General features: G+C 48.5%; 14 protein-coding genes. 2 read left to right on the forward strand and 12 right to left on the reverse strand.

Going from position 1 to position 14,894, the window contains the following annotated elements; translation table 11 throughout:
• Positions 1–5 precede the first annotated feature (5 nt).
• The 4 genes from BCF55_RS07595 to BCF55_RS07610 are packed head-to-tail and all read right to left on the reverse strand — an operon-like array spanning position 6 to position 4,401.
• Positions 6–653, reverse strand: a complete 648-nt coding sequence (locus BCF55_RS07595) for a 3'-5' exonuclease (protein WP_121012304.1) — start codon at positions 651–653, stop codon at positions 6–8.
• The gene (locus tag BCF55_RS07600) at positions 650–2,524 is read right to left on the reverse strand and encodes a putative nucleotidyltransferase substrate binding domain-containing protein (RefSeq protein ID WP_121012307.1); all 1,875 of its coding nucleotides are present in this window, start codon (positions 2,522–2,524) and stop codon (positions 650–652) included. The genes BCF55_RS07595 and BCF55_RS07600 overlap by 4 nt, the downstream gene beginning before the upstream one ends.
• Positions 2,521–4,146, reverse strand: a complete 1,626-nt coding sequence (locus tag BCF55_RS07605) for a sodium:solute symporter family protein (protein ID WP_121012310.1) — start codon at positions 4,144–4,146, stop codon at positions 2,521–2,523. The genes BCF55_RS07600 and BCF55_RS07605 overlap by 4 nt, the downstream gene beginning before the upstream one ends.
• Before the next feature lie 3 nt (positions 4,147–4,149).
• Positions 4,150–4,401, reverse strand: coding sequence for a DUF4212 domain-containing protein (locus tag BCF55_RS07610; protein WP_121012313.1), 252 nt, complete (start codon positions 4,399–4,401; stop codon positions 4,150–4,152).
• Between the two features lie 324 nt (positions 4,402–4,725).
• Between BCF55_RS07610 and acs the strand changes: the two genes are divergently transcribed.
• Entirely contained in the window at positions 4,726–6,627 is a 1,902-nt protein-coding gene (gene acs, locus BCF55_RS07615) for an acetate--CoA ligase (RefSeq protein ID WP_121012316.1), read from the forward strand.
• A 25-nt stretch (positions 6,628–6,652) separates the two neighbouring features.
• On the opposite strand, the gene BCF55_RS07620 is transcribed toward acs, so the two are convergent.
• The 6 genes from BCF55_RS07620 to BCF55_RS07645 are packed head-to-tail and all read right to left on the reverse strand — an operon-like array spanning position 6,653 to position 12,047.
• Positions 6,653–7,372 (reverse strand): ABC transporter ATP-binding protein, encoded by a 720-nt coding sequence (locus BCF55_RS07620; protein WP_170144770.1) that lies wholly within the window; start codon positions 7,370–7,372, stop codon positions 6,653–6,655.
• Positions 7,350–8,084 (reverse strand): ABC transporter ATP-binding protein, encoded by a 735-nt coding sequence (locus BCF55_RS07625; RefSeq protein WP_121012319.1) that lies wholly within the window; start codon positions 8,082–8,084, stop codon positions 7,350–7,352. The genes BCF55_RS07620 and BCF55_RS07625 overlap by 23 nt, the downstream gene beginning before the upstream one ends.
• Positions 8,081–9,001 (reverse strand): branched-chain amino acid ABC transporter permease, encoded by a 921-nt coding sequence (locus BCF55_RS07630; RefSeq protein ID WP_121012322.1) that lies wholly within the window; start codon positions 8,999–9,001, stop codon positions 8,081–8,083. The genes BCF55_RS07625 and BCF55_RS07630 overlap by 4 nt, the downstream gene beginning before the upstream one ends.
• Complete coding sequence (locus tag BCF55_RS07635; protein WP_121012324.1) at positions 8,988–9,863, reverse strand: branched-chain amino acid ABC transporter permease; 876 nt, start codon at positions 9,861–9,863, stop codon at positions 8,988–8,990. The genes BCF55_RS07630 and BCF55_RS07635 overlap by 14 nt, the downstream gene beginning before the upstream one ends.
• Positions 9,863–11,038, reverse strand: a complete 1,176-nt coding sequence (locus tag BCF55_RS07640) for an amino acid ABC transporter substrate-binding protein (RefSeq protein WP_121012327.1) — start codon at positions 11,036–11,038, stop codon at positions 9,863–9,865. The genes BCF55_RS07635 and BCF55_RS07640 overlap by 1 nt, the downstream gene beginning before the upstream one ends.
• A gap of 13 nt (positions 11,039–11,051) precedes the next feature.
• On the reverse strand, positions 11,052–12,047 hold the full coding sequence (locus BCF55_RS07645; RefSeq protein ID WP_121012330.1) for a 3-dehydroquinate synthase II: 996 nt from the start codon (positions 12,045–12,047) through the stop codon (positions 11,052–11,054).
• Positions 12,048–12,096: 49 nt separating this feature from the next.
• On the opposite strand from BCF55_RS07645, the gene BCF55_RS07650 reads away from it, so the two are divergent.
• The gene (locus tag BCF55_RS07650) at positions 12,097–12,996 is read left to right on the forward strand and encodes a hypothetical protein (protein WP_121012333.1); all 900 of its coding nucleotides are present in this window, start codon (positions 12,097–12,099) and stop codon (positions 12,994–12,996) included.
• A gap of 70 nt (positions 12,997–13,066) precedes the next feature.
• Here BCF55_RS07650 and BCF55_RS07655 read toward each other — a convergent pair whose 3' ends face one another.
• Together BCF55_RS07655 and BCF55_RS07660 are read right to left on the reverse strand one after the other, a co-directional pair.
• On the reverse strand, positions 13,067–14,224 hold the full coding sequence (locus BCF55_RS07655) for a porin (RefSeq protein ID WP_121012336.1): 1,158 nt from the start codon (positions 14,222–14,224) through the stop codon (positions 13,067–13,069).
• 146 nt (positions 14,225–14,370) lie between these two features.
• A complete protein-coding gene (locus tag BCF55_RS07660) occupies positions 14,371–14,883 on the reverse strand; it encodes a DsrE family protein (RefSeq protein WP_121012339.1) in 513 nt (170 codons plus the stop codon).
• Positions 14,884–14,894 lie beyond the last annotated feature (11 nt).

Genomic DNA, 14,894 nt, shown 5'->3' on the forward strand with positions numbered 1-14,894 from the left:
GAATATTAAAGCATGAGAGGTAGCGAAGAGATGGGTTCTCCCCTGAGTTTGTAAGCGAGCTTCAAAAAGATAAGGGCGGTCATGTAAGCGTCATCAAGGGCTGAGTGAGCTCCTACCGCAGGGATATCAAGCTCCTGGGCTATCTCTTTTAGACTTTTACCCGCTCCACCTCTCCTCTTCCAGAGATGAAAAACGTCAAGCCTGTAGTTTGAAAGGGGAATGCCAAAGAGAGAATAGGTGTATTTCTCTACCATCCTCTTGTCAAATTCAACGTTAAAACCTACAATCACACTTCCCTTTACGTAGGTGAGGAATAACTCCAATACCTCTCTCAAGGGTTTCGCCCTGCTTTCAAGTTCCAAAGAGGTTATCCCGTGCACCTCCACAGAACTTCTTGAAAGCTCATCAGGTTTTACGAATTCATGAAAACTGCTGGAGAGGTTAAGAGACATACCTTCTATCCTCACAGCCCCTATAGAAACGAGTTCTGCCCTCTTCGGGTCAAGACCCGTAGTTTCCGTATCAAAGACAACAAAGGTTGTATCCATGACCTTCTGGTTCAGGTTTACATCGGAGAAGAACCTTTTGAAAGCAGGATTGCTCCCGTACTTCCTCAGGAGACACTTTCTCTTTATCCTAAGTTGAAAGCTCATTTCGGGAGATGGGCGGTGTAACGCCTCTCTATAAAGCTTTGAAACTCTTCTACTATCCTGAGCGTATCCTTAAGCAGGTCCCTTTCAAGTTTGCTGAGTTTTTCCGGGTTCACGTAGTTATCGGGTGTCTTACCTTCCCTGAGCTTCTCAATCTGATTCTTCAACCTCAGAGTCTGGAGAAAGGTATAGGCTTCCCTCAGGTCTGAGGCGAGGTCTGAGGGCAGAAGGCTTAGCTCCCTGAGTTTCTCTATCCTGCCAAGGGTTGATGTCTCGCTGACCTTGCCTTTTAAAGACAGGGCTCTCACCCCCTGGGTAATTGGGAATACACCACCTTTTTTTATATCAAGCTCACCTCTGTGTTCCCCCCTTGTCTCCAGCACCAGCCTTCTCATAAAACCTATGGGAGGTTTAAAACGAACAGCATCAAGGAGCATGTAAGCTATGAATAGGTCTTCCCCTTCCAACGTCTTGAACACAAATCTCCTCAAACGCTCTACAAGCTCCTTATTCCCGAAGGCGTTCCTGAAATCAAAGAAGATACCCAGCTTCAAGGTGTGTTCAGGCTCAGGTTTGAGAAGCCAGCTCTTCAGCTTCCTCTCCCACTCGCTTATCCCCATACGCCACTCTGGATTTGCAACCATAACATTCCCCGGGCAGGGCGGAAAACCTATATCTATCAAGATTGCGGTGTACCTCTCCCCAAACCTGTCAAAGTACTCCTTCACATCAACGTCAAGCATAGGGTAGGTATCATCGTATATGAGGGCGTTGTCCTGGTCGGTTTTAAGGGTTTGTTCCCTTCTCCCTTCGCTTCCCAAGACCATTACGCTGAAGGGAACGGGTGGTTCCATCTGTAGCTCCTGTATGGTAAGGAAAACCGCTCTTGTCATAAGTTTATCGTTTATCTCCGATATGAGCCTGCTTATGTAATCAACCTTCAAACCTTCAGAGAAGAGGTCTATAACCATGTCCTCAATAAGGGAGTAAACGTACCTGAGGTCTTCAACGCTGCGCGCCTTTTCTATCTCCTTTATAAGGACTACAAGGTTCTTGCTCTCGTAGGCTATTATGTCCTTATCCTCAAGGACACCAATGAGTTTCCCCTTACTACTCACCCCAATCCTTCTTATGTTCTTGTTTGCCATCTCTATTATCGCTTCAAATAGGAAACTCTCTTCATCAACGTGAATAACTGGGTAGCTCATAACCTCTGAAAGTCTAGTCTCTAACGGGTCTCTTCCCTCGGCAACAACCCTCTTTATTATGTCCCGCTCAGTGACTATTCCCGTCTCCTTTCCTTCCACAAATACGCACGAGAAGTTCTTTTCCTTCATTATTTTTGCAGCCTCAAGAACGTTTTCTTCACCTTTCAGGAAGGGAACGGGTGTAACCTTTATGTCCTTAACCCTGAGGGTCAAAAACCTTTCCAGAGAACCTACATCTCTGACTGGAGTCTTTACAAGCTTCACAGTCGCTGAGAGCTTTTTAGCGAGATTCTTCGCAAAGAAAAGCTCAAATTCCTCATACTTTTCTATAAGCTTTAAGAAAATCTCCTTCGGAAGGAGGTAGAGTATGGCATCCTGAACTACCCTCGCCGTTGATGTGGGTGGTTCACCGCTCAGGAGTGAGGGGTAACCGAACACGTCCCCCTCATGAAGGAAGTCTATCTCACGACCATCAAACTCAAGGGAAACAGCACCCTTACGGACTATGTAAAGGTACTCAAGGGGCTTGGAGCCTTCTTCAAAAATGACCTCACCACTGGGGTAGTAACGGACTATTAGATGAAAGGAAATGGCTCCCAGAGCCGAGTCCGGGAGCCTTGAAAAGGGGTAATGCTCCTTCAGGAACTGCTCAACGTCATGTATCATACCTCGTGAATCTTCTTAGGATACCTCAAGTCTTCAACGAGTTTCTGTATCCTCTCGGAAGGTGGAGGTGTGACCATGGTAACTACAACCGTGACTATAAGGTTAGCGATAAGTCCGAACAGTCCGGAGGCGGTGTGCTGTATGCCCCATATTGAGAAGCCTTGAGTCTTGTTGAGATATATGTACAGGATGGTTACAAGGAGTCCAACTATGAGACCAGATATAGCCCCCTGTCTATTGAGCCTCTTCCAGAACACACCCAGAACGAGCGCCGGGAAGAAGGAGGCTGTTGCAAGGGAGAACGCCCAAGCAACTATTTGAACTATGAAGGCTATCTTCTGGGCAGCCACGAATCCACCTATAACGCCGGCAACAGCAACAGCTACCTTACCTATCAGAACCACTCTCTTCTCCGGAGCCTCAGGGTTTATCATCTTGTTGTACAGGTCGTTAGAAACAGCCGCAGCTATAACGAGCAGGAGTCCGTCTGCGGTTGAAAGAGCCGCTGCAAGACCGCCAGCCATAACGAAGAAACCCACAACGGCTGCAAGCCCGGCTATCTCAGGGGTTGCAAGAACCACTATGTCCCTGTGTATGTTCAACTCCACCCACTGGATTATGCCGTCTCCGTTTTTGTCCAGAACTTTAAATAGACCGGTTTCAGCCCACTTCTGAGCCCAGGCAGGAAGCTGATCAATGGGCTTCCCTACAACGTCCTTGAGAACAACGAACCTTGAAAAGGCTGCGTATGCCGGGGCTGTAAGATAAAGTATGGCTATGAAGAAGAGAGCCCATCCTGCGCTTATCCTGGCGTCCCTGACGGAGGGTGTCGTGAAGAACCTCATGAGAACGTGGGGTAGGGCTGCCGTTCCGGCCATGAGGACGAAGGTAAGGGCAAGAAACTGAGCCATGTTGAACTTAACATAGGGTTCAACGTAGTGGGGGGATATTCCGTACTGGGTCTCAAGCTCAACGATGTTCTGAAGAACCTGCCCGTAAAGGAACTGAGGCAGAGGAACTCCGAACCACTGGGTAGCGAGGATGGAAACGGGAAGCAGGTATGCGGTTATAAGGACTATGTACTGGGCAACCTGAGTCCAGGTTATGGACTTCATTCCTCCCAGCACAGTGGTTGCGATAATGATTATCATCCCTATTGCGATACCAAGTTCAAAGGGGACGCCAAACAACCTTCCCATTATGATTCCGACACCGGCAACCTGACCAACCATGTAGGTGAAACTTATGATTATCGCGGTGATCAGTGCCACAAGCCTTGCGAAGTTACTTTCGTACCTCTCGGCTATGAAGTCGGGAACTGTGTACTTACCGAACTTCCTCAGGTACGGTGCTATCAGCAAGGCGAGGAGAACATAACCACCTGTCCACCCCATTATGTACGCGAGCCCATCGTAACCGAGAGCGTATAAGGCTCCCGCCATGGATATGAAAGAGGCTGCACTCATCCAGTCCGCAGCAACCGCCATACCGTTCCAAAAGGCTGGTATCCTTCTACCGGCGACGTAGAACTCGGCAGCCTCGGTGGCTCTGTTGTATATGGCTATCGCCATGAAAAGGATAACTATACCGAAGACTATTATGTAACCCACTAAGTTTTCCATGGCTCACTCCTCCACTCCGTACTTTTGGTCAAGCTTGTTCATCAAGAAGGCATAAACGAAGATAAGAACCACGAAGGTTATAACCGACAGCTGGGCACTCACCCAATAATGAGCTGGGAAACCAAACAGTATGGTTTTGCTCAAGGGCTTTGCAAGTATAGCCCCCACGTAGGAAACAACGAACCATATTACCAAGAGAATGGTGATAAGTCGCACATTCTCCCGGTGGTATGCCTCAAGTCTTTCCTTGTCCATCCCGCACACCTCCTTCTAAAATTTCGTTTTAAAGTTTACAAAATGGTGTTTATATTGTCAAACTTTTTTGTTAAATAAAACATTGTTTTAATTTAAAAGGGGTGATTTGGGGTTAAAATCTACCACTAAAGAGCAAAATTCACCTCCTCAAAAAAGGATAGCGACCTTTAAATTCCATACGCATTGAAAGCCTATAAAAATAGGGATTATAAGGATATCAGAATATTTTTAAAATAAAACATTGTTTTAAAATAAATAAAGGTTGTTAACCTTCAAAACAAAGTTTAAAATTTAAAAACAAACCTGAAAATAGGAGGTGGAACTATGGCTGAGCAGGAGAAAGCTGAAGTCCTTTTAAAGGTAAAGGAGAAATATGAACCTCCAAAGGAAATAGTAGAAAGGGCTTGGATTAAAGATTATGAATCTCTCTATCAGGAGTCTGTAAAGGATAGAGAGGGTTTCTGGGCAAAGGTCGCTGAAGAGCTTCACTGGTTCAAAAAATGGGATAAGGTCCTGGAATGGAACTATCCCTACGCAAAGTGGTTTGTCGGAGGAAAAACCAACATAACCTACAACTGCCTTGATGTACATGTTCAGAACGGAAAGCGTAATAAGGTTGCTTACATATACCTTGACGAGGACAACAACGAGAAGAAGATAACTTACGGTGAGCTCCTGGAACTCGTAAACAGAATAGCTAACGGACTCAAGTCCCTAGGTGTTCAGAAGGGGGACAGGGTTTCCATATACATGCCCAACACCATTGAGGCTGTGGCTGTGATGCTTGCCTGCGCCAGGATAGGTGCCATACATAGCGTCGTGTTTGCCGGTTTCTCGGAAGGGGCTCTAAGGACAAGGATAGAAGACGCAAAGGCGAAGGTTGTTTTTACAGCAAGCTATACCAAAAGGAGAGGTAAGAGGATAGACCTCCTTCCCACCGTTGAGAAGGCTATAGACGGCCTTGATTTTGTAGAGAAGGTAGTTGTGTGGGACAGAGGCGGAGATGTTCTATCCGAGGAAAAAGGTGAACTCTTTGTTAACTTTGATGAGCTTATAAAGAATTCCTCTCCCGATTGTGAGCCTGAGGTTATGGATGCCGAGGACCCTCTCTTCATCCTCTACACCTCGGGAACCACCGGAAAGCCTAAGGGAGTCCTTCACACCACCGGAGGTTATATGGTTCAGACTTATTACACCTCCAAGACGGTCTTTGACCTCCACGAAGACGATATATTCTGGTGTACAGCCGATATAGGATGGATCACAGGTCACTCCTACATAGTTTACGGAATACTCGCCAACGGTGTTACCTCCCTGATAGTTGAGGGGGCGCCGGACTATCCCAATCCGGGAAGGTGGTGGAGCTACGTAGAGAAGTACAGGGTAAACGTCTTCTATACAGCTCCGACCGCCATAAGGATGTTCATGAGATACGGAGAGGAGTGGCCCGCCAAGTACGACATGTCTTCTCTCAGGATACTCGGCTCTGTGGGAGAACCTATAAATCCCGAAGCCTGGCACTGGTATTACGAGAACATAGGGAAAGGTAAGTGTGTGATAGTTGATACCTGGTGGCAGACCGAGACGGGAGCTCATATGATAACCACGGTTCCCTCCTATCCTGCCAAGCCCGGTAAAGCGGGCAAGCCCTTTTTCACCTTAGAGGTGGATATAGTTGACAAGGATGGGAAGAGGTTACCGCCAGACACGGTAGGCTTTCTTGTTATAAAAACGCCCTGGCCCTCCATGCTCAGAACCTGCTGGGGTGAGCCAGAGAGGTATGAGAAGTACTGGAACACGATACCCGGTGTTTACTTTGCAGGGGACCTTGCCTCCTATGACGAGGAAGGCTACATAATGATCCTCGGAAGGGCTGATGACGTCATAAACGTTGCAGGACACAGGATAGGGACTATGGAGGTGGAGAGCGCCCTCGTTGACCATCCTGCGGTGGCTGAGGCTGCGGTAATAGGAAAGCCCCATGAGGTGAAGGGAGAGTCCATAAAAGCCTTTGTAATACTGAAAAAGGGTATAGAACCCTCCGATAAACTGGTTGAGGAGCTCAAACTCCACGTTAGAAACGAGCTCGGAGCCATAGCGGTCCCAGACGAGATAGAGTTCGTGGAAAAGCTCCCCAAAACCAGAAGCGGAAAGATAATGAGAAGGGTCCTCAAAGCCCAGGAACTCGGTCTTGATGTAGGAGACGTATCCACCTTAGAGGATTAACAGTAAGGGGGCTCCTCGCCCCCTTTTAAACTATACTCAGGTAAGTTCTCTTTATAGAGTCCCTTTCCATCAGCTCCTTAGAAGCTCCCTCATCAACCACCTCACCAAGGTCAAAAACGTAGGCTCTTCTGGAAATCTCAAGAGCCAAAGATACCTCCTGCTCCACGAGAAGTATAGAGAGTCCTTCTTTCTCTTTTATATCCAGCAGTATTTGGGCGAGCCTGTCAACAATCGCCGGAGCGAGACCTAAAGAGAGCTCATCAATCATGAGGAGTTTTGGCTGAGACATAAGAGCCCTACCTATTGAGAGCATCTGTTGCTGACCTCCCGAGAGGTCTCCTGCAAGGGTTTTTCTCTTCTCCTTAAGCTCTGGGAAGTAGGAGTAAACCCTTTCAAGGTTCTCTTTGACACGTGGGCGTTTAGTCCACCCACCAAGTACAAGGTTTTCCTCCACGCTCATTCCAAGGAAGAGGTTTCTGCCCTCACCAGCCAGAGCCAGTCCCCTCCTAACCCTATCAGAAGGGGGAAGGTCGTTTATGCGCTCCCCAAATAGGTCTATCGTGCCTCCCCAGGGTCTTAACAGACCCGCAATGACTCTCAAGAAGGTACTCTTCCCAGAGCCGTTTGAACCAAAGATAGCAACAGTCTCCCCTTCTTCCACGTAGAGGTTTATTCCCTTGAGCACCTCTATGTCACCGTAACCGGCGGTGAGTCCCTTCACATCAAGTACCCTTTTCTCCAGCATACCTCTCTCCCAAGTAAGCCTTTATAACCTCAGGGTTCTTGACCATACCTTCCGGAGAACCATCAAATATAAGCTTCCCTTCGCTGAGAACCAGAACTCTACCCGTAAGCTGAAAGAGAGCCTTTAGGACGTGCTCCACAAGTATAAGGGTAATACCTTTATCAGAGCTAAGTCTTGCAAGGAGCTCCACAATCTCTCTGATAGATACGGGGTTCAGTCCAGCGAAGACCTCATCAAGGAGCAGGAGTTTAGGCTTTAAAGCTAGAGCTCTCGCTAGCTCTAATCTCTTTCTCTGAGCAAGGGACAGGGAGGCTGCCTTTTCTCTAATCTTATGACTTAAGCCTACCAGCTCTATAAGCTCCTCCGCCACCCTTCTACCAGCAGGAAGGGGGGAGCCGTAATGTAATGGGACAAGAACATTTTCCAAAACTGTGAGGTTTGAAAAGAGCCTGGTGACCTGAAAGGTTCTCCCTATGCCTAACTTTGCCCTTGCGCTCGGTCTCAAAAACCCTATGTCCCTACCCTCAAAGATAAGGCTACCTCTATCCTGCCTGAGTATGCCCGATATTACATTCAGCAGGGTTGTTTTACCGGACCCGTTGGGTCCCACTATCCCTAAGACCTCTCCTTCGCCTACAGAAAAGCTCACACCTTTGAGAACGTGGTTGCCTCCGAAGCTCTTGTGAACGTCCCTGACCTCCAGCAATTTCATTTCCTTACCCCTGTAAGACCTCTTGGTAACAATAAGACAGAGAGCATTATCAGAGCGCCAAGCACGATGCCGTGGAGCTCAAGGAACCTGCTCCATACAAGCTCGGAAAGGAGCTCAAGGAAGAAAGCTCCAAGGAAAGGTCCCACCGTTGTGCCCAAACCTCCCAGAAGGAGGGCGACAAAGGTTTTCACCGATATAACAGGGTCAAAGACCGAAGGCGGGTCTATGTAAGTAATCCAGTGGGCATAAACCCCACCTGCAAGCCCGGTAACAAAAGACATCAGGGTGAAGGACACACTCTTGAACAGGAGGGTATTGACACCCAGACTCTCGGCGGCAATCTCATCTTCCCTTATAGCCTTAAGGGCGTAACCGAAGACTGACCTGTCCACGTAAAGGTTCAGCAGAAAGGCAAAAAAGGCAACCGCAAAAAACAGAAGGTAGAAGATGTATCCCTCAAGAAAGCCTCTGTATATAGGCAGGTTTATCCCGTAAGAGCCTCCTGTGAACTCAAGATTTGCAACCACCTCCGCCATAGCCAGCTGGAGGGCAAGGGTAGCTATGGCAAAGTAATGGCTCTTCAGCCTCATAAACACAGGAGCCAGGGCAAAACCCATCAAGGCAGCCACAATACCACTCCCAAGAAGAGAAGGTAGGATGGGAGCACCGAACTCCTTTGAGAGGATACCTGCAGTGTAACTACCAACACCAAAGAAGGTTATCCCCCCAAAAGCCGGATAACCTGTGTAGCCTAAGAGGATATTCTGGGCAAAAACCAGCGAGGTGAGCAACAGAGCAGAGCTTAAGATTCTAAGGATATAACCTGACGGAAGAGAATTTTCCAATAAACTCAATGGAAAGGGAAGAAGTAACAGCAATGCAAAAAAGCTCAGCAAAAGCTTCTCAGACCTCTCCATAGTATTTCCCACCAAAGAAACCTCTCGGCTTGAAAAGGAGAACCACAATCATGACCAGAAGGGAGGCAAAGAGCTTCCAGCTCTCCCCTGCATAAAAGGATACAAAAACCTCTATAAAGCCCAGAAAAATCCCTCCTACAAGGGCGCTCTCAACCCTCCCGAGCCCCCCAATTATGCTTACAAGAAAAGCCTTTACCGTCAAGAAACCACCGTCAAAGGGCGTGAATCCCTGAAGAAGTCCGTAAAGGTTCCCCGAGGAAAAGGCTATCCCAGTACCTATACCGGAAGCTACAAGGAACACCTTTACCGGTTCTATACCGACGAGCTGGGCACCTTCTCTGTCCAGGGCAACAGCCCTTATAGCCCTTCCCGTCCACGAGAACTTCAAGAAAAGGTAGAGGAAAAGGGTAAGGGTAAGAGCAAGGAAAAAGACCATTAGCTTAACCTCAGAGAGAATAAGGTTTCCGATGAACCAGCTACCCTCAGCGTAGGGCACATCTATGGAGCGGATGTCCGCCCTGAAGAAAAGGTTAAGGGTATGGGAAAGGAGTATGTCAAGACCGAAGGTGAGTATCAAAACCATGAAGGGTTCAAAACCCATCAGCCTCTGGAAGAGAAACCTCTGGATAGCAACTCCAAAGAGGAGTCCAACACCAAAGCTAACAGGGAGTGATAAAAGGGGGTCTAAACCCAACCACAGGTGGAGAACGTAGGCAAGGTAAGAACCGATGACTATATAGCTGCCGTAAGCGAGGTTAAGTATGTTGAGAACTCCCCAGGTTAGGGAAAAACCCAGAGACATAAAGGCGTAAAAGGAGCCCAAGAGTATGGACTCAACAATCAGCTGAGGGAGTATCCCCATCAATCCCATTCAGGTTTAGGATAGACAGGCTTAGCCTCCTGGAACGGGTATACGGTAACGGGCTTTCCATTTTGTATTTGAATGACAGCCATGGGTTTGGTAACTATCTTTCCAGTTTCGTCAAAGCCTATGACACCGTAAAAGGTCTCTTCCCTCATGCTCAGGAGGGCACTTCTGACCTTATCCACCTCAAGGGAGCCTGCCTTTTCAAGAGCAAGCTGGAGAACAAGGGCTGCAGCAGTTCCACCGGCAGCGTGGTATTCGGGGTCCTCACCGTACTTCTCTCTGTATGCCTCAACGTATCCCCTCGTGCTTCCAAAGAGCGGGTCTCTGTAAGAGAAAGCTTTAGTCCACTGAACGGGTCCGAATATGTGCTCCGCATCCTTACCGAGAGCTTCCACAAAAGCCGGCACAGGAGGACCTACGGTTAGCCCTAAAAACTTCGGGTTTATCTTGAACTGCTTTAGCTGTTTAACAACAAGTACGGAGTCCTTAAAGTGTCCTGCCCCTATGACCACATCCGGGTTACTCAACCTAACCTTTAGCATCAGAGAGGAGAGGTCCTGGCTTCCTTTCGGGTAGCTTTCAAAGAGAACCACCTTTAAACCCTTTCGCTTCGCTTCCTCAAGGGCGCCTGTAGCAGCATCCTCAGAGAAGATATCCTTCTCGTAAACTATGGCTACGGTTCTGGGTTTTGGTTCCAGACTCAGGGCAAGGTCTATAAGGTTTTTTCCGTAGTCAGGGGCTACGTTGAATACACCAAAGACGTGTTTGTATCCCTGTTTGTATATCTTTGAAGAGGCTCCTCCCCCTTGAACCATAAGAGCTCTGTACTTTTCCACTACACCCGCAGCGGCAAACACCTGGGAACTTCCGTAGGGTCCAAGGATAAAACTCACTCCGTCTTCGGTTATGAGCTTCTCAACGAGCTTCGCCGTTGTCTTCGGGTCGCTCTGGTCGTCGTAGTAGATTATATCCACCCTGTAGCTCTTATCGCCTATCTTTACACCGCCCTGGGAGTTTACCCTGTCTTTCCAGAGCTCGTAGCCCCTTTTAAGGAGCTCACCTTCCTTAGCATACTTACCCGAAAAAGAAATGGCAGCTCCAAGTTTTAAAACCTCCTGGGAAAAGGAAAGGGAAACAAAGATTGTTAAAAAGAAGAGCAAGAACCTCATGGCTCTGACCTCCCTACTTCTCTATTATGCTCTCCTCCACCTTCATACCAAAATGCCTTCCGGCTTCCTCTATGTAGCCCAAAACCTCATCACCCTCTTTAAGCTCTGCAACGGATATCGGTGTCCCGTCAGGCTTTGTGAGCCTTATAGTTTCCGCGTTCTGAAGTATGCAGCTCAGCTTTCTGTTCTCATACTTCGCCTCTATGAGGAGCATCGGTCTCCTCTCAACCTTAGACCTGCCCACGTAAACTACCCTTCCCTCTCCCTTGTAGTTATAGACCATGACCTGGTCGCCAGCACTCAGCTCACACAGATACTTGGTTCTGTTTCCGGGCACCCTCACATACATGTGAACAGCTCCCGCGTTAACTCTGAACGGTCTTGCGGCAACGTAGGGGTTCTCCTCAGTCTCCGCATGAACCAGGAACATACCCCCTGAGGAGTTCCCCACGAGCATACCCTCTCCCCGAACCATAAGGGAAGTGGTGTCCACACAGACCCTGTCACCAAGACCGAGGGGAAGTATCCTCGTCACCTTCACCGTGACCAGCGGTAGTTTCTCTTCGGACTCCTCTATCAGCCTGCCGACCCTCTTTATCTCATTAATATCCTGAGTCTTTAAAACCACACCTTTCACACCCCTCTCAAGGGTCTGGAGGGCAACCTCAGCCTCATGGGCGTTCTTAACGACAGCGTAGAGCTCCTCCCTCTGGGCTATGAGGTTCTCAAGGGGGATGACAGTCCAGTCTGTGGTTTCCACTATCACTTTGACATTGGGTGGATACTTTGCAGCTTTCTCCTCGTCCTCTTTGCCCTCAATCTTCACGTAAACCACCTCTTCACCCAGCTTGAGGTCTCCCTTGGGGGATATAACCCTTGTCCTCGCAAGCTTCTTGACCTCTTCAGCTCTCTTTTCGTCTGGAACCACTATCGCCGTGGCACCGGATTCAAGGGCTGTGGTCACGAGCTTCTTATCGTAAGGCTCAATCCATACCCAGAACTCTTTCATGGAGAAAAGTATAACTTATAATGGAACCTGAGGAGCCCGAAGCGGAGAGATGAGGAAGCTACCTCTTGTGGTTTTCGGAGCTATACTCCTTGTTCTCTTCTCCGTTGGAGCGGTGCAGGTTTACGCCAGCAAAAAGGCAGAGGAGGAGGTAAAGGAACTCCTCGCAAAGGTTGGACTCAAGGAACAGGCTTCCTACTCAAAGGTTAGCTACTCCCTCCTCAAAGGGACAACCGAGGTCAGAGACCTGAGGATAAGGACAAAGGGAGGTACAAGCCACGCTGCAAGGGTTCTGATAACCAAGTTTACGGACACAGACCTTGAGCTATCAATAACGGGCATAAGGGGGGAGGACCCGGAGTTTGAGAAGTTTGAAAGACAGCTCAGAGAGCTCGGCTACGAGGAGGTGTACATCAACGCCATGCTGTCCTTCAGCTTTTATGCGGACAGCGGGGAGCTTCTGATAAGGAAGGTAAGGATAGAGGTGCCTGGAGCCTTCAGACTTGAGCTCAGCCTGAACCTTTCGGGTGTTGACAGGGAGTTGATAAGAGCCGTTACCGAAAACGGAGGGGAGGACGTCAACTACCTTGCCCAGAAGCTGAGCGTTGTTACACTCAAAGGAGGAAGCCTTACCCTTTCAGACCTCGGTCTGAGGGAAAGACTCCTGAGAAAGGAAGCGCAGATAACAGGTAAAGAGGTGGAACAGGTCAAAAGGGAGATTGCACAGCAGCTCAAGCCAAAACGAAGCTCCGAGTTTGATGCTAAACTCTACGGAGCCCTGAAGGAGCTTGTTGAAAGGGGAGGGAGTATCAGCCTGGAGGCAAAACCCGAGGAACCGGTGGAATTTCAGGAGCTTGTGGTTGCTTCCCTTTTAGCTCTCCAGACCAAGGACCCCTCTGAGCTTGTTGACAGGCTGGGTATTAAGGTGAATTACTCACCCCATCAACACTGAAGGGCGGTCAACTGTACAGAAATAAAAAAGCCCCGCACGGGGCGGGGCTGGGAGTTTTCGGAGTTAGGAGTTAGAAGTTGTACCAGAAGGCGAGGGTTACGTCGGTCCAGGAGTCCTTATTGGGTGCACTCTGGTTGTCATCCTTCACCCTGTCTATGGAGAGGGCTATCCTGTTTCCGACTCCCTTGACATAGAGCTGACCGGTAACACCTATAACGCTGGACTTCTCAAAGGTTACGGGAGCATCATCGTCCTTGTTAGACTGAGCCCATCTCACACCTATTGCGGGCTTTCCAAGTATCGTGTCCTGATTGAAGAGAAGCTGTCCCTGAACTATCCAACCGCTCCTATCTCTACCGTCAACCCCACGGAAGTTTTCATGCTTAACGTAACCGACGTTTATGTTGGGAGTGACAGCACCGAAGTTCTGCTCCCAGAGGGCATCAATACCGAGGGACTTGTTGTTATTGCCACCGGTCTTCTCGGTAAAGTAGGCAAGACCCACCGTCAGAGTGTTCTGCTTCCCAAGGTAAGTTTCCTTGAGAACGTAGCCGGGGTGACCTTTATACCCTGCCATGGTAGGAGCGAACTCAACCCTCACACCGTATCCGGTTTTTGCTTCGTTTGTAGAATCTTCGTCCCTTGCGTCAACCAGGTAGAGGTAGTACTTGAACATGCCGTCTGCAACCTTACCCCATACACCGAGCTGTGCAGCACGCGAACCTGAACCAGCAGCCCTCTCTCCGTCAGCCGCAGGGTTTGTAAAGGGCTGGTTTGCAAGTCCGTAATTAGGTCCAGTAGGCATGATGAAAGACCATCCTGACTGTATACCGGAGTGAAGTTCAAAGGGAAGCTTTATGAAGCCGGCATACACTTTAGCTTCCTTGGCAAAGTCAAGCATAATGAAGGCATCAACTATTTTGAAAACACCAAACCCAATAGTATCTCCATCATTGTCTTTTATGCTACCAGCAAAATCTCCCTGCCATCCCCACTTGAATATCTTGGATATAGAACCCTTTGCGTATATCCTGGAGTTTGGAACGCTCAGTGCAAGGTCAGCCTTGTCGTTGTCATCCCTCTTGCCCATGTAAGTTCCATGAATCTTAGCCCTGAAGCCCATGTTGAAGGACTTGCCCTCACCGAGGTCAATCTTGACCGCATGTGCCTGACCTGCAAAAACTGCCGCACCCAGTATGGCTGCTGCTGCTAAGTAGCTCTTTTTCATAGCATACCCTCCTCTCAAAATTTTTCAATAGAGATTATAGTCATATAAGGGTAAATTTGTCAAGTCTTTTTGTATCAAGGGTTTAAATTTGCATAAAATCCAAACGCTTGAAAAACAAGGCTTTGAGATTTGCAATTTTGCAAAGGTTATCTTATCTCCTCAATTGTCTTTCTTCTCTCATAAACTCTGGGTATGAGCAGGGCGTACCCCCTGTGCTGCCAGTGTAAAAGCTCGGTTATAGCTGAAGGAACGAGCTCCACGAAGGGAGGAAAGTCCTCGGGTTTATAGCCGTATATGAGCTCCGCCGCCATGGCGCAGACCTTGAACTTCACCCCGTACATCTCCATTCCTTCAATCCTTTCCCAGATGTCCCTGTACTTTTCCCTGTTCTTCTTCACGAGAGTAGCTATCTCCGTTCCGTGAACTATCACCACCACGTCTATGTCCTCTCCCGGAGTGAAGTTGTAGGGTTCCCTGGAAAGGACGTAGATTATGTTGGAGACCCATTCCAGGGCGGGTCTTATCTTCTCCGGTTCATCAAAGTAGAACTCAACAACCGCCCTGAAGGGTGCCTGATACTCTGTCTGAACGAACTTCGCTCTCTCCTGAGAAAAAACAACCGACAGGATAAGCAGAACTCCCATTAAAATTCCCCTCATAGCTCCCACCT

Source organism: Hydrogenivirga caldilitoris (genome assembly GCF_003664005.1).
In the GTDB taxonomy this organism is placed as follows: Bacteria; Aquificota; Aquificia; order Aquificales; family Aquificaceae; genus Hydrogenivirga; species Hydrogenivirga caldilitoris.

Excerpts from the sequence above, each read along its gene's own strand:
- BCF55_RS07595 (WP_121012304.1), bottom strand. The coding sequence starts at position 653 with ATGAGCTTTCAACTTAGGATAAAGAGAAAGTGTCTCCTGAGGAAGTAC.
- BCF55_RS07600 (WP_121012307.1), bottom strand. The coding sequence starts at position 2,524 with ATGATACATGACGTTGAGCAGTTCCTGAAGGAGCATTACCCCTTTTCA.
- BCF55_RS07605 (WP_121012310.1), bottom strand. The coding sequence starts at position 4,146 with ATGGAAAACTTAGTGGGTTACATAATAGTCTTCGGTATAGTTATCCTT.
- BCF55_RS07610 (WP_121012313.1), bottom strand. The coding sequence starts at position 4,401 with ATGGACAAGGAAAGACTTGAGGCATACCACCGGGAGAATGTGCGACTT.
- acs (WP_121012316.1), top strand. The coding sequence starts at position 4,726 with ATGGCTGAGCAGGAGAAAGCTGAAGTCCTTTTAAAGGTAAAGGAGAAA.
- BCF55_RS07620 (WP_170144770.1), bottom strand. The coding sequence starts at position 7,372 with ATGCTGGAGAAAAGGGTACTTGATGTGAAGGGACTCACCGCCGGTTAC.
- BCF55_RS07625 (WP_121012319.1), bottom strand. The coding sequence starts at position 8,084 with ATGAAATTGCTGGAGGTCAGGGACGTTCACAAGAGCTTCGGAGGCAAC.
- BCF55_RS07630 (WP_121012322.1), bottom strand. The coding sequence starts at position 9,001 with ATGGAGAGGTCTGAGAAGCTTTTGCTGAGCTTTTTTGCATTGCTGTTA.
- BCF55_RS07635 (WP_121012324.1), bottom strand. The coding sequence starts at position 9,863 with ATGGGGATACTCCCTCAGCTGATTGTTGAGTCCATACTCTTGGGCTCC.
- BCF55_RS07640 (WP_121012327.1), bottom strand. The coding sequence starts at position 11,038 with ATGAGGTTCTTGCTCTTCTTTTTAACAATCTTTGTTTCCCTTTCCTTT.
- BCF55_RS07645 (WP_121012330.1), bottom strand. The coding sequence starts at position 12,047 with ATGAAAGAGTTCTGGGTATGGATTGAGCCTTACGATAAGAAGCTCGTG.
- BCF55_RS07650 (WP_121012333.1), top strand. The coding sequence starts at position 12,097 with ATGAGGAAGCTACCTCTTGTGGTTTTCGGAGCTATACTCCTTGTTCTC.
- BCF55_RS07655 (WP_121012336.1), bottom strand. The coding sequence starts at position 14,224 with ATGAAAAAGAGCTACTTAGCAGCAGCAGCCATACTGGGTGCGGCAGTT.
- BCF55_RS07660 (WP_121012339.1), bottom strand. The coding sequence starts at position 14,883 with ATGAGGGGAATTTTAATGGGAGTTCTGCTTATCCTGTCGGTTGTTTTT.